The organism is Dyella marensis (genome assembly GCF_049532885.1).
GTDB lineage: Bacteria > Pseudomonadota > Gammaproteobacteria > Xanthomonadales > Rhodanobacteraceae > Dyella_D > Dyella_D marensis.
This window is the reverse complement of sequence record NZ_CP064029.1, coordinates 815430-828671: the sequence shown is the minus strand read 5'-3', so window position 1 is coordinate 828671 and position 13242 is coordinate 815430. Positions and strand designations below refer to the sequence as shown.

The following is a 13242-nucleotide window of genomic DNA, read 5'->3' as shown; positions in this document are numbered from 1 at the left end:
TAAAAGTTCAAGCCAACGAAATGCTTGCTACAGAGTCCCTTCTCCCCTCCGGGGAGAAGGTGGCGGCAGCCGGATGAGGGGCCACTCTTGCGCTGACGTTTCTACGAAGCAAAGAAAAGCTTTTCAGCTTTCTCGACCCTCAGCTCACTACTCCGCCCGCCCCCTCACCCCAACCCTCTCCCCGACGGGGAGAGGGGGATGGAGGGTGTCGCTCGAAGGCTCGCCCATCGCCTGAAATAACGCCGCCGTATCCACCAACCGCTGCGCCGTCGCCTGGATCTCCTGCAAACGCGCATTCTGCCAACGCTGCTCGCCGGCCAGCGTCATCGGATACGACACGGAACCCAGCCGATAACGACTACGCGCATCGTCAAACGACTGCTTCGCCGACACCGACCCGCTCTGCGCCGCCTGCAACGCCAGCGCATCCTGCTCCAGCGCCGTCAAGGTATCGGCCACGTTCTGAAATGCTCCCAGCACCGTTTGCCGATACTGCGCCAGCGACGCATCGTAAGAAGCGATAGCCGCCTTACGCTGCGCCCACAGCGCACCGCCGTGGAAGATCGGCTGCGTCAGCGAAGCGGTGGCGCCCCAGATCGTGCTGGCCCCGGTAAACAGCTTCGAACGGTCGAACGCCGCCGAACCCAGCGAAGCCGACAGCGACAGGTGCGGAAACAGATTGCCGGTCGCCACGCCCACTTCCGCGGAAGCCGCACGCACCGCCGCTTCCGCCGCCAGCACATCCGGCCGCTGCTGCAGCAGTTCCGAAGGCACCGACACGGGTACCTCGGCCGGCAGCTTGAGCTCCGCCAGCGGAAACACCTCCGGCGCCTGATCCGGCGTACGCCCGAGCAGCACCGCCAGGGCGTGGCGCTCGCGCAAGGCCTGCGCACGCAGACCCGGCAGGCTGCCTTCGATGGAAGCCGCATTGCGCTGCGCCGCGAGCAGATCCTCGTTCGCCGCCGCGCCCAGCCGATACGCCTTGCCGGTCAGCTCCACCTGCTCGCGCGCCAGGGCCGCCAACCGCTCCGTGGCCTCGACCTGCTCCGCCAAGGCCGACGCCGTCACCGCCGAGATCACGATATTCGCCGCCAGCGCACGCCGCGCCGCATCGAACTGATACGACTGCGCATCCACCTGCGCCGCCGCCTGCTTCACCTCATTGCGCGAAACGCCGAACAGGTCGAAGTCGTAGCTCAGCTGCAGCTGCCCGGCATACACGTTGTAGATATTGGTGGGCTTGCCGACATTCGGCAGTCCCAGCGCACGCTCGCGTGTCGCCTGGCCACCCGCATCGAGCGATGGCCACAACGCATCGCCCACCACCGCCCGGTACTGCTGGCGTACCGATTCCAGCGTATGCCGCGCCGCTTCCAGCGAAGGACTGCGCTGCAGCCCTTCGTCCACCAGCGCATCGAGCTTGGCTGATCCGTAAGCCTTCCACCACTCCGGCACCGCGCGCTGGCCAAGGCTGAAGCGCTGCGCCACGCCACCGGCTTCCGCGGTGGACTCCGGCGTCGGCGCCACCGCGTAATGCTCCGGATCAGCCATCTTCGGCGGCTTCGCCGACGGCGCGAACGAACACCCCGCCAGCGCAACCACCACACCCATCGCAGCCACATGGGCCCAACGCATGCGCATCATGGCCGCACCTCCTTCGATACTTCATCCGATTTGACGCGATACCAGGCCGCATACAGCGCCGGCAGATAGAACAAGGTGAGGATGGTCGCCACCGTGATGCCGCCCATCAGCGCCGTCGCCATCGGGCCGAAGAAGTTGCTGCGCAGCAAGGGAATCAGGGCCAGCACCGCCGCGGCCGCGGTCAAGGTAATCGGCCGGAAACGCCGCACCGTGGCGCCGACGATCGCCTCCCAGCGCGGATGCCCTTCGCGGATATCCTGCTCGATCTGGTCCACCAGGATCACCGAGTTGCGCATGATGATGCCGAACATGGCGATCGTGCCCAGCATCGCCACGAAGCCGAACGGCTGGCGGAACACCAGCAGCGACACGATCACGCCGATCAGCCCCAGCGGCGCGGTGAGCACCACCATGAAGGTACGGCCGATGCTCTGCAGCTGGATCATCAGCAAGGTGAGGACCGCGATCACCATCAGAGGCATCTGGTCGTTGATCGAACCCTGCGCCTTGGCGTTCTGCTCCACCGAACCGCCCACTTCGATGCGATAGCCCACCGGCAGGCCCTTGCGCAGCTCGCCCAGCTTGGCATCGATCGCATTGGTCACGTCCAGGCCCTGCGCGCCGTTGCGCGTATCGGACTGCACATTGATCGAGGCCTGGCGGTCGCGCGCCCAGATCACGCCGTATTCCAGGCCGTAATGCACCTTGCCCAGTTGCGCCAGCGGAATGGCCGCGCCACCCGGGGTGGGCAAGGCCAGCCGCTCGATCTGATCCGGATGCACTCGCTCGTTCTTCGGCGCGCGCAGATCCACGCCGATCAGCTTGTCGCGCTCGCGGTACTGCGTGATGGTGGTGCCGGACAGCGACATGGCGAGGAAGTCGGCCACGTCCTGCGAACTCACGCCCAGGCGGCGCGCCGCGGTCTGGTCGATCTCGAAGCGCACCGAGCGCTCCGCCGGCTCGTCCCAGTCGAACTGCACGTTGCGCGTGCGCGGGTCGGCGCGCATCACGCCGGCAATCTTCTCGGCGATGCCGCGCACCGTGGCGATATCGTCGCCGCTGACGCGGAACTGCACCGGGAAGCCCACCGGCGGGCCGTTCTCCAATCGGCTGACACGCGTGCGTACGGCGCTGAAATCGCGAGCCAGCACGCCGTCGAGCACCTTGGCCAGCGCCTCGCGGTTCTCCACGTCTTTCGCCGTGACCACGAACTGCGCGAAGTTAGGCTGCGCCAGCTGCTGGTCCAGCGGCAGGTAGAAGCGCGGCGCGCCGCTGCCGACGAAGCTGACGTAGTTCGCCACTTCGTTGCGGTCCTTCAGCACGTGCTCCATGCGCTTGACCTGTACGAGGGTGGCGTCGAACGAGGCGCCTTCGGGCAGGCGCAGGTCGACCAGCAGCTCGGAGCGGTCGGAGCTGGGGAAGAACTGCTTCGGCACCAGGCCGAAACCCGCCATCGACACCACGAACAGCGCCACCGTCACCACCAGCACCAGCACGCGGTGCTTCAGGCAGTAATCGAGCATGCGGCGGAAGCGCTGGTAGAACGCGGTGTCGTAGATCTCGATATCGCCGCCATGCTCCGGCCGCGTCTTCGCCTTCGCCCGCCGCGCCTCGTTCCAGCGCGCCGGCATGAAGCGCGCCCACCACTCGCTGCCCGGCTGCACACGCGCGTGGTGCTCCGGCAGGAAGTGATAACCGAGCAGCGGGATCACGATCACCGCCGCCAGCCAGGACAGCAGCAGCGCGATCGCCGATACCTCGAAGATCGAACGCGTGTACTCGCCCGTGCCCGACTTGGCCAGCGCGATCGGCAGGAAGCCCGACACCGTCACCAGCGTGCCGGTGAGCATCGGGAACGCGGTGCTGGTATAGGCAAAAGCGGCGGCACGCGCCCGGCTCCAGCCCTGCTCCAGCTTCACCGCCATCATCTCGACCGCAATGATCGCGTCGTCCACCAGCAGGCCCAATGCCAATACCAGGGTGCCCAGCGAAACCTTGTGCAGGCCGATGCCCATCAGCTCCATGCACAGCGCGGTGGCGGCCAGCACGAAGGGAATCGAGATCACCACCACCATGCCGGTGCGCAGGCCCAGGCTGAGCAGGCTGACCAGCAGTACGATCGCCACGGCTTCGGCCACCGACTCCAGGAAATCGTCCACCGAATGCGCCACGGCGTGCGGCATGCTGGTCACTTCCGCCAGCTTCAGCCCCGCGGGCAGGCGCTGCTGCAACTTGGCGGTGGCTTCGTCCAGCGCCTTGCCCAGATGGATCACGTCGCCACCCGGCTGCATGGTGATGCCCACGCCCAGCACCTGCTGCGACATGAAGCGCATCTGCTGGCCGGGCGGGTCGTCGTAGCCGCGGCGGATGGTGGCGATATCGCCGAGGCGGAAGGTCTGCCCGCCGGCGCGCAGCAAGGTGTTCTCCAGCGCGGCCATGTCGTTGAACTGGCCACTGGGGCGCACATACACGCGGTCGTCCGCCGTGCTCATCACGCCGGCCGAAGCCACCGCGTTCTGCGCATTGATCGCCTCGGCAATCTGCTGCGGGCTGATGCCGAGTTTCGAAAGGCGCGCGTTCGGCATCTCGATGGTGATGCGCTGGTTCTGGTCGCCGAGGAAATCGACCTTGCCCACGCCCGGCACGCGCAGCAGTTCGGCGCGCAGCTGGTCCGCGTAATCGTGCAACTGCGCCGGCGTAAAGCCGTCGCCTTCCAGTGCGTAGATGTTGGTGTAGACGTCGCCGAATTCGTCGTTGAAGAACGGCCCCTGCACGCCCGGCGGCAGCTGCGCGCGGATATCGCCCACCTTCTTGCGCACCTGGTACCAGGTGTCGGGCACGCTGGAAGCCGGCGCGGAATCCTTGATGTTGAAGAAGATCAGCGATTCGCCCGGACGCGAATAACTGCGCAGGAAATCGATCGACGGCGTTTCCTGCAGCTTGCGCGAGATGCGGTCGGTGACCTGGTCCTGCACCTGCTTGGCGTCGGCGCCGGGCCAGAAGCTCTGGATCACCATCACCTTGAAGGTGAACGGCGGGTCCTCCGACTGCGACAGCCGGCTGTACGAGAGCATGCCGAAGACGGTGATCATCACCATCAAGAAGATCACGAAGGACTGATGGCGCAGCGCCCACGCGGAGAGATTGAAGCGGCCTTCTTCGTGGCCGCTTTCCTGGCTGGACGGCTGCGTCATAGCGGGCTGTCCTCGGCATGCGGCGGCGCCATCGGGGCCACCTTCTCGCCCGCGCTCACCGCATGCACGCCCTGCATCACCACGCGCTCGCCGGCTTCCAGGCCGCTGCCGACCAGCACGTCGCGCTCGCCGTAGCGCAGCACGGTGACCGGGCGCAGTTCGAGCGTGGCATCCGCGGCGCGCACCACCCAGACCGCGGGGCGTTCGCCTTCGTGGAACAGCGCGGTGACGGGCAGGCGCACGGCCTTGGCCGTGGGCGCATCGCCCGCGAGCGCAACGTCGGCGGTCATGCCAAGCCGCACGTGCGGATCCGGTGCATCCAGGCCGAGCTTCACGCGATAGGTGCGCGTCTGCGGATCGGCTGCCGGCGCCACTTCGCGCACGTGCGCGGCCAGCGGCTGGCCCTGCACCGACAGCAGGCTCACCTTGGCCGGCTGCCCCGGCTGGATCTTGGCGACGCGGTCTTCCGGCACGTCCACGTACACATCGCGCTCGCCGGACCACGCAAACCCGAACACCGCCTGCCCCGCCGCCAGCACCTGGCCCACTTCGGCGTGCTCGCTGGTAATGGCGCCGTCGCGGTCGGCGACCAGTGCGTTGTAGCGGCTCTGGTTGCGCGCCAGTTCGTACTGCTGCTTGGCTTGCGTCTGCGCGGCCAGCGCGGAGGCGTAGGCATCGCGCGTCTGGTCCAGCTGCAGCTGGCTGATCAGGTTTTCCTTGGCTTGCGCCTCGTCGCGGTCGCGCTGCTGGGTGGCGAAGCTCAGGCGATGTTCGGCCGCGTCCAGCGCGGCGCGGGCGGCCGCTTCGTTCTTGCCGGCGTCGGCATCGTCGAGGCGGGCAAGCACCTGGCCCTTCTTCACCGTGTCGCCCAGGCGCGCTTCGCGGGAGATCAGCTGGCCGGGTACGCGGAAGGCCAGCGGCATTTCGTAGCGGGCATGGATTTCGCCGGGGAAGCGCAGGGTCTGCGCGCCGTCGGCGGCAGGCGCCGGCAGCGCGATCACCGGCCGCGCGGCCTCGGCGTCCGGGGCCTTGTGGCCGCAGCCGGCCAGCAGGGCCAGCGCCGCGGCGGCAGCCAGCCACGCCGCGGGGCGGCGGGCGCCCGCTGTGGATAGGGGGTAGGTCACGAGCCAACTCCTGGTAAGGCGGGGACGGGGGTGCCGGCGCCGGGCCATGCCGCTGCCGGCGCCTTGATACGTCGCCGCACTCTAATACAGTGTTGTATTTGAATTCAAGAGAGCATCCAAATGGTGACTTTCGGCCTACGTGCTAGGATCGCCCCATGGCACGTAAACGACTGACCCGCGAAGAAAGCCGCGACCAGACCAACCAGCGTCTGCTCGAAGCGGCCGCCCATGTGATCGCCAGGAAAGGCTTCGCCGCCGCCAGCGTCGAGGACATCGCCGCGCACGCCGGCTATACCCGCGGCGCGTTCTATTCCAACTTCAAGAGCAAGGCCGAGCTGTTCATCGCCCTGCTCAGCCAGGACCACCAGTGCGTGCAGCAGGATCTGCAGAAGATCCTCGACGCCCCGCTGTCCATCGCGGACATGCAGGCGCAGATCTCGCAGTACTACCTGCAGGTCTACCGCGACGAAAAGAATTTCATCCTGTGGGCCGAAGCCCGCGTGCTGGCCCTGCGCGACGCCAAGTTCCGCGCGCGCCTCAATGCCTATTGCCTGGAAAAGCGCGACGACATCGCTTCGATCATCGAGCAGTTCTACAAGATGATGGGCACGGAGCCCCCCGCCCCGCCGAAGGACCTGGCGTTCGGCACCATGGCCTTGATCGACGGCATGCGCTTCTTCAACGAGACGATCCCGAAGGAGCTGACGGACGAGGCGGCGATGCATGTGCTTGGGGTGATGTTTAATTCGACGTTCTTTAAGTAATCGCCGTGACGGCGATGCCTGCCGTAGTGGTGATGGGCGTAGCCGGTTGCGGCAAGTCCACGGTTGGCATTGCGCTGTGCGAACGTGTTGGCGCGCGCATGATCGAGGGCGACGCGTTTCATCCGGAAAGCAATATTCGCAAGATGAGTGCGGGCATTCCGCTGGACGATGCGGACCGCGCGGGGTGGTTGGCGCGGCTTGGCGAGGAGTTGGCCAAAGCGGTGGCCGGTAGCGAAAGCGTGGTGCTGGCTTGCTCGGCGTTGAAGCGGCGCTATCGGGACATGCTGCGGGCGGCGGTGCCTGAGCTGGGGTTTGTGTATCTGGAGTTGACGCCGGATGAGGCCAGGGAACGGGTGGCGCATCGTCGTGGGCATTTCATGCCGGCGACGTTGATCGAGAGTCAGTTTCGGGATCTGGAATCACCGCACAACGAGCAGCATGTGTTGTCGGTGCGCGCGACTGCTCCTTTGGAAGCGATCGTCGAAAATATCGCCGCCTGGTGGTGCTGACAGCCCCATAGAAAGAACCCCTTCGCCCCTCCGGGGAGAAGGTGGCGGCAGCCGGATGAGGGGTCGCTCTAGCCACGGCCTTCCTACGAAGTGAGGGAAAAGCTCTTAGGCTTTTTTGAGCCTCGGCTCACCGCTCCGCCCGGCCCCTCACCCCAGCCCTCTCCCCGGAGGGGAGAGGGAGCAAAGGCGGGCGGCTCGCGAGAATTCTTGATGCGGTCTTGATATCCGCCGCCAAAATCCACCGCCGTCTTTAGACGGCCATTCCTAGCATCCGCAGCAGTTTCCACTCGGTGCGCAAGCCCGCTCGCGCACCGCTTCCTGCGGATGATCACGATGAACCACGTTTCTTCTCTCGCGCTGGCCGTGCTGCTAGCCGGTGCCGTCACGCAAACCCATGCGCAAGACGCCAGCGCATGGCAGGCCACCTTCAACGCCGGCGCGCAATCCGATTATGTTTTCCGCGGCATCAGCCAGACCAACGAGCGCCCCTCTGGCTTCGCCGGCGCCGACGTCACCTATGACAAGCAGTGGTATCTCGGCGCGTGGACATCGAACGTCGACTTCTCGCCTTCCGGCGACACCCGCACCAGCCAGGAAATCGATCTCTACGGCGGCTGGCGGCCAACCATCGCCGGCATCAACTTCGACTTCGGCTACATCTACTACGGCTACCGCCACCAGCCCCGCGGCCTGCGCGAGTCGTACGCGGAAACCTATCTGCGCGCCTCGCGCATCTTCGGCCCGGTCACCCTAGGCGTGGCCGCCTATCACTCCCCCAACTTCCCAGGCATCTCCAGGCGCGCCACCTACGGCGAGGCCAACATCAGCTATGCCATCAACGCCACCTGGAGCGCCTCCGCCGCCTGGGGCCGCCAATCCATCGCCCACGCCACTGTCCACGAAGACGGCAGCGCCAGCCGCTTCGCCTACAACACCTGGAACCTCGGCCTGACCTGGGCCATCAACGGCCACACTTCGCTCGACTTGCGCTACTGGGATACCAGCGCGCATGGCTCCGGCGATATCTACGGCTCACGCGTGGTGGCGGGCATCAAGGCGACGTTCTAGCGGTGGCATGGCGGGCACGGTGTCTTCGCGCCGGATGCCCGCCAGCCGATAACCCACCTGCAGCTCGGTAATCAGATGGCAAGGACGTGCCGGATCGTGTTCCAGCTTCTGGCGCAGGTTGTTCATATAGACGCGAACGTAGTGGGGCCGGTCGGCATAGCCCGGCCCCCATACGGCCATCAGCAGCTGCCGATAGGTGAGCACCTTGCCGTGACCGCGGATCAGCGCCGCGAGCAGACGGAATTCGATGGGCGTGAGGTGGACTGGTGTGCCGTGGCGTTGCACTTCGTAAGTGGCGAGATCAACTGCCACTTCGCCGAAGTGGATAGTCGACAGCTCCGCGCCATGCTGCGCAACGAGGCTCGCCCGGCGCAGATGGGCGCGCACGCGTGCAATCAGCTCCACCACGCCGAATGGCTTCGCCAGATAATCGTCGGCGCCGGCTTCCAGCGCCGCCACCTTCTCCTGCTCATGCTCACGCGCCGACAGCACCAGCACCGGTGCGCTGGACCAGCCGCGCAGGTCGAGAATGAAGTCCTTGCCGTCGCCATCAGGCAGGCCCAGGTCGAGAACGACGACTTGCGGTTGCCGAGTGGCAGCGGCGATCCGGGCATCCCACACATTGCCCGCTTCGAACACCGCCATCCCTTCGCGCTCCAGCGCCAGCCGCACGAAACGGCGGATATCCGGCTCGTCCTCCACCAGCAGGATGCGTGGCCGGTTCATCAGTCGCGCTCCCGTTCGATGGAAGGAGGGCGTCGCAAAGGCAGGCGTATCTCGAAGCGGGCGCCGGCGAGAAGCCCCGGGACAGCATGCATCGCACCACCGTGGGCTTCCACGATGCGCCTGCATAGCGCCAGACCCAGCCCCGAGCCACCGATGGATGACTCGCGCACGCCACGCGTGAATGGCTGGAACAGCGCTTCAGGCGCCATGTCACGCGGCAAACCGGGGCCGTCATCCTTCACATGCAGACACAACTCTTTGCCCACCACGCAAGCTCCAATCTCGATCGTCGCGTCATGCGGGGTGTACTTAGCCGCGTTATCCAGAAGGTTGATCAACACGCGCTCGAACAGGCAGGCATCGATCTCCACCAACGGCAACGCCGGTTGCATATCAACACGAATCTTTCGCTCGCCAAGGCCCACCACCACCGCCAACGCACACTCGACCACCTCGCCGATCGCCTGCCACTCCAGCTGCAGCCGCACGCCCTGCTCCTGCATCCGCGCCATATCCAGCAGATTGCCCACCTGCCGATGCAGCGCATCCGCCTGCTGGCGAATGGAACGTGCCACTTCGGCTTGCCTTCGATCCGCCGATTCCAACGTCTCGGCCAGGCCACGTATCGCCGTGAGCGGCGTCTTCAGATCATGCGAAACCGCAGCGAGCAAGGCATGCCGCAACCGCTCCCCTTCCACCCGCAACCGCGCTTCGCGCGCCAGCTCCGCACTGCGGCCGGTGACGAACGCCACCGCCACGGTGAGCGCGAAGGTGAACAGGTATTGCGCATCCGATACATGGAAGGAATAAACCGGCGGCACGAAGAAGAAATCGAAACTGAGCACACCCACCAGCGCCGCCGCGGCACCGGCCAGCTTGCCCCAGTGCAATGCCACCAGCACGACGGTGAACAGGAACAGCGCGACCACGTTGGAGAGGTCGAACACTCGCAGCAGCAGGCCAGCCGCCGCGGTGGCGAGTGCGCAGGCGACCACGGCGGAAAGCAGGCCGCGCAACGATGAGCGGGGCGTCCGCGCGAGGATGGAATGCATGCCGCCATTGTGGCGGCGGCGCGCATAAAGAAGCGGTATGCGCTAAACCGAAGCGCGTATAGAAGGCATAAAGAAAGCCCTCCCTACTCGTCATCCCGGCGCAGGCGGGGATCCAGTAGCGAGGCGGCGCATCCGGGCGAATGCGTCCAACGTTTTTGCCCTTGAAGTTCTTCGCGACAATCTGACTATGCCGCCACTGGATCCCGGCCTACGCCGGGATGACGATGGGGCGGTGTCGGCGCGACACAGCTTGCCGCGTCGCCCCCTCACCGCCCCTTCTGCAAAACCAACTCCTCCTCATGCCCCGCCCACAGCGGCCCACCGGCACGATCGAGTATCCCCACCGCCAACGCCAAGAATTCCTCGAAATCCCCAACCGCCGCCTTCGCATAAGCCTGCGCAACCTTCGCCGACATATCCTGGACGATCGCCTCCCCATACCGCACCGCCCACTTCCCCCGATGCCGCCACGTCCGGCTCGACAGAAACAACAGCTGCAGTAACGACGGATACACCCCCGTCGCCACCATCAAGGCCTCCTCCGGCACCAGCCCACCGGAGATATCCAGCAACTGCGTAGTAACGAAGTGGCGCAGCGTATCGATCAGCCTCGGATCGGCCGCCCGCGGCCCCGCTGCAAACGCCGCGGTAAAGCGGTGCTTGATCGTTTCCGCTTGCCCGTGCGAATCCACCAGCACCTCGCCATGCGCGATCGGCAACAGCACCGTCGCATTCCCGTGCCGGCGCGAGAAATGGATGATCGGGTCGATCCCGTCCGCACCGAAGATATGCGCCTCGATCGGCACGCCGTCGAATATCAGGCAGCGGCTGCGCAGCGCCGTGCTTTCGGGGAGCACTATGACCAGGTCGAGGTCCGAGTGTGGGCGAAAGTTATCGCTGAAGGCGGAGCCGAAGCCGTAGGCGGCGATGGCGTCGGGGTGGTGGTGCTGGATGAATTGGCGAGAGAGGGCCAGGGCTTCGGTGCGGGAAAGCTGCCCTTTTGCTACGGACTCGGATGCGGCGGGATAGGCAGCCTGGAGTAGACGGGAGCTTGTCGGCATGGGGTTTCTTGGATCAAAGGCTGGCGTAGTAAGCACGCATCGTGCAGTAACTTCAAAAGCCCCGCTACTGAACTCTTCTCCCCTCCGGGGAGAAGATGCCGGCAGGCAGATGAGGGGCGGGTGCTTGCGGTGGCGCTTCTACAAGGCGAGGAAAAGCTTTGGCGCCTGTAACGACCCTCCGCGCACCGCTCCGCCCGGCCCCTCACCCCAACCCTCTCCCCGGCGGGGAGAGGGAGTTGAGAGGGTGTCGCCAGCGGGTTTATGAGGCATCCGGATCGGCGTCGGTTGTCGCGCAAGCGGCATCGCGCTCCACCTCCAACCACTGCATCCGCAAATGCGCCTGCGCCGCACACCTTGCGCCCATATCGATAAACACCCCGATCCCCTCCAGCATCACGGGCAAGCGCTTCGTATCGATATCGCGGTCCTCTTGCACCAAATCCGCCAGAACCCGAATCGAGTGATAGGCGTACTGCAACCACTCCGTCGCATCGTTCAACAAAGCATCCGGCCCCGCTTCCGGGTCGGAATAATAAACAGCGTTACGCACGATCCACGGTTCGCCAAACATATCCATAAGCAACTCCTTGCTAAGCACCGCGCCCCGCCGCGTAAAACGGCGCGCCGCCAGACAGCACGACGCGCCGCCGACCTTACGGGCTCGGGGTTTACCGGCGGCCCCTGGAGGGGGCGCCGGGCGGCTTGATTGAGGAAGTGGGTTGCGGCGTCAGAGGTTTTCGCCGTCGCGCAAGGCGACGTGCCGGGTAAGACGGCTCGGATTCTTTCCTACGAAAACTCTTAAACCGCGGTTCTTCAACCGCGTCCGCGCGGTCGTCGGACGGCCCGGATGGCCGGTGGGTGTGTCGCCCTGGGGATCGGCGAGCGTGCGAATCCCGTATGATCTGGCACAGCCATGATCAACTCCTGGTGTTGGTGATGGTCAGCGGGTCGTAGGAGGTGCGAACTCCTGCGATCCGCGCTTCTCACAGCATTGCTGCCATGGCTGCTCGCGACACGCCTTGAAAACACACCGCGAGCAACGCCTGCGAAACTATCAAATCGATTTTGGGTTGTCTGTAGGGGCACCCATGCGTTGTGCCCAATTGGCACCATTTACAGACATATCCGATGGCATTGCAGGGTTGACGTGAAGCAGGAACGCATGTCTTGCACCGCCTTGAACGACCTCACAGATGAAGAGCCACAAGGAAGCCAGCGATACCGCCGGCAGCAAACCTCTTCTGTGCCACCACTGTTAGAACCATATCCCCAAAAAAAGGGCCGGAGGTAGTTAAACGAAAAGACGGCTCTTTAACTACCTCCGGCCCTTTATCGGACCTTATCGAATGCCCCCTTAAAGATGCCTCCTCCATAATCCCTTCTAGCTGCGACTTATCTTCTGGATGTAAGAGCACATACTTGTCGCAAGCCTCATGAAGAAATTTTGACAGATCCTCCTCTGTTAGCAATTTCTCGCTATCCATCAACCCAACCTTCACTCCACTGAAGTGGTACTCAGGACTCGGATCGGAATCGTCAGGGAAAAAACAGTAATCCTCATTAACACCACAACCCTTCCTTTCCAAAATCAACGGAAGAGCCCAAAGGAAACGACCTTGGAAATAAATTGAGTTGAAGAACTCTTTAACGATCCAATCTGGATCCGTCCTTGAGTCGACTTTTTCAAAGATGTCGCCGCCCATACCGCTCACCGTGGATGAAAATTAGTTATGAGTCCCCAAAAATGGCCGGAGGTAGTTAAATGAGCAGACGGCTCTTTAACTACCTCCAGCCCTTTATCGGCCTGTCGTCGGTGGCGTAGCTCATCAACCTCTCCGTGCGTGACATCGGTAGCAGATCATCGCGCTACCGATGTCACGTGCTCGTCGTGGGCCGCCGATTCAGCCGACATAGCCAGATTCGACCGAGGCCAGGAACCCAACAGGTCCTCGGTGCGGCCTTCGGCGACCAGCTCTAGTGCAGTCTTGCCGCCAAACGTCGCGATCGGCTCCTGCAGCCAGGCAACAGCTCGATCGTGGTCGCGCGATATCCCCTCGATTACAGCGAGAACATCAATCAGCTGATGCCTTAGAGACATCA

The 13242-nt window shown here is 64.6% G+C and carries 12 protein-coding genes; 3 read left to right on the top strand and 9 right to left on the bottom strand.

Going from position 1 to position 13242, the window contains the following annotated elements:
* Nucleotides 1–147 precede the first annotated feature (147 nt).
* From ISN75_RS03580 to ISN75_RS03570, 3 genes are read right to left on the bottom strand one after another with little or no spacing between them, the layout of a single operon-like run.
* On the bottom strand, nucleotides 148–1644 hold the full coding sequence (locus ISN75_RS03580; RefSeq protein WP_343819389.1) for an efflux transporter outer membrane subunit: 1497 nt from the start codon (nucleotides 1642–1644) through the stop codon (nucleotides 148–150).
* On the bottom strand, nucleotides 1641–4838 hold the full coding sequence (locus tag ISN75_RS03575; protein WP_343819390.1) for an efflux RND transporter permease subunit: 3198 nt from the start codon (nucleotides 4836–4838) through the stop codon (nucleotides 1641–1643). Before ISN75_RS03575 ends, ISN75_RS03580 begins: the two co-directional genes overlap by 4 nt.
* Nucleotides 4835–5962, bottom strand: a complete 1128-nt coding sequence (locus ISN75_RS03570) for an efflux RND transporter periplasmic adaptor subunit (protein ID WP_343819391.1) — start codon at nucleotides 5960–5962, stop codon at nucleotides 4835–4837. Before ISN75_RS03570 ends, ISN75_RS03575 begins: the two co-directional genes overlap by 4 nt.
* A 155-nt stretch (nucleotides 5963–6117) precedes the next feature.
* Here ISN75_RS03570 and ISN75_RS03565 point away from each other — a divergent pair, with 155 nt between their 5' ends.
* The 3 genes from ISN75_RS03565 (at nucleotide 6118) to ISN75_RS03555 (ending at nucleotide 8303) form a co-directional block, all read left to right on the top strand.
* On the top strand, nucleotides 6118–6726 hold the full coding sequence (locus ISN75_RS03565) for a TetR/AcrR family transcriptional regulator (RefSeq protein WP_167252439.1): 609 nt from the start codon (nucleotides 6118–6120) through the stop codon (nucleotides 6724–6726).
* 14 nt (nucleotides 6727–6740) lie between these two features.
* A complete protein-coding gene (locus tag ISN75_RS03560) occupies nucleotides 6741–7235 on the top strand; it encodes a gluconokinase (RefSeq protein WP_343819579.1) in 495 nt (164 codons plus the stop codon).
* Nucleotides 7236–7568: 333 nt separating this feature from the next.
* Entirely contained in the window at nucleotides 7569–8303 is a 735-nt protein-coding gene (locus ISN75_RS03555) for a TorF family putative porin (RefSeq protein WP_343819392.1), read from the top strand.
* Here the strand turns inward: ISN75_RS03555 and ISN75_RS03550 are convergent.
* The 6 genes from ISN75_RS03550 to ISN75_RS03525 form a co-directional block, all read right to left on the bottom strand.
* Nucleotides 8268–9029 (bottom strand): response regulator, encoded by a 762-nt coding sequence (locus ISN75_RS03550; protein ID WP_343819393.1) that lies wholly within the window; start codon nucleotides 9027–9029, stop codon nucleotides 8268–8270. The genes ISN75_RS03555 and ISN75_RS03550 overlap by 36 nt on opposite strands.
* The gene (locus ISN75_RS03545) at nucleotides 9029–10081 is read right to left on the bottom strand and encodes a sensor histidine kinase (RefSeq protein ID WP_343819394.1); all 1053 of its coding nucleotides are present in this window, start codon (nucleotides 10079–10081) and stop codon (nucleotides 9029–9031) included. The genes ISN75_RS03550 and ISN75_RS03545 overlap by 1 nt, the downstream gene beginning before the upstream one ends.
* A 266-nt stretch (nucleotides 10082–10347) precedes the next feature.
* Nucleotides 10348–11142 carry a nucleotidyltransferase domain-containing protein gene (locus ISN75_RS03540; RefSeq protein WP_343819395.1) on the bottom strand — a complete coding sequence of 265 codons (795 nt, stop codon included), beginning with the start codon at nucleotides 11140–11142 and terminating at the stop codon, nucleotides 10348–10350.
* 259 nt (nucleotides 11143–11401) lie between these two features.
* A complete protein-coding gene (locus ISN75_RS03535) occupies nucleotides 11402–11719 on the bottom strand; it encodes a hypothetical protein (RefSeq protein WP_167252444.1) in 318 nt (105 codons plus the stop codon).
* 610 nt (nucleotides 11720–12329) lie between these two features.
* Nucleotides 12330–12845 (bottom strand): ribonuclease toxin immunity protein CdiI, encoded by a 516-nt coding sequence (cdiI, locus tag ISN75_RS03530; RefSeq protein WP_343819396.1) that lies wholly within the window; start codon nucleotides 12843–12845, stop codon nucleotides 12330–12332.
* A gap of 155 nt (nucleotides 12846–13000) precedes the next feature.
* Nucleotides 13001–13240, bottom strand: coding sequence for an antitoxin Xre/MbcA/ParS toxin-binding domain-containing protein (locus ISN75_RS03525; RefSeq protein WP_167252449.1), 240 nt, complete (start codon nucleotides 13238–13240; stop codon nucleotides 13001–13003).
* Nucleotides 13241–13242 lie beyond the last annotated feature (2 nt).

Coding starts and splice junctions, on each gene's coding strand:
- ISN75_RS03555 (WP_343819392.1), top strand. CDS start 7,569: ATGAACCACGTTTCTTCTCTCGCGCTGGCCGTGCTGCTAGCCGGTGCC.
- ISN75_RS03560 (WP_343819579.1), top strand. CDS start 6,741: ATGCCTGCCGTAGTGGTGATGGGCGTAGCCGGTTGCGGCAAGTCCACG.
- ISN75_RS03535 (WP_167252444.1), bottom strand. CDS start 11,719: ATGGATATGTTTGGCGAACCGTGGATCGTGCGTAACGCTGTTTATTAT.
- ISN75_RS03525 (WP_167252449.1), bottom strand. CDS start 13,240: ATGTCTCTAAGGCATCAGCTGATTGATGTTCTCGCTGTAATCGAGGGG.
- ISN75_RS03550 (WP_343819393.1), bottom strand. CDS start 9,029: ATGAACCGGCCACGCATCCTGCTGGTGGAGGACGAGCCGGATATCCGC.
- ISN75_RS03545 (WP_343819394.1), bottom strand. CDS start 10,081: ATGCATTCCATCCTCGCGCGGACGCCCCGCTCATCGTTGCGCGGCCTG.
- ISN75_RS03540 (WP_343819395.1), bottom strand. CDS start 11,142: ATGCCGACAAGCTCCCGTCTACTCCAGGCTGCCTATCCCGCCGCATCC.
- ISN75_RS03565 (WP_167252439.1), top strand. CDS start 6,118: ATGGCACGTAAACGACTGACCCGCGAAGAAAGCCGCGACCAGACCAAC.
- ISN75_RS03575 (WP_343819390.1), bottom strand. CDS start 4,838: ATGACGCAGCCGTCCAGCCAGGAAAGCGGCCACGAAGAAGGCCGCTTC.
- cdiI (WP_343819396.1), bottom strand. CDS start 12,845: ATGGGCGGCGACATCTTTGAAAAAGTCGACTCAAGGACGGATCCAGAT.
- ISN75_RS03580 (WP_343819389.1), bottom strand. CDS start 1,644: ATGATGCGCATGCGTTGGGCCCATGTGGCTGCGATGGGTGTGGTGGTT.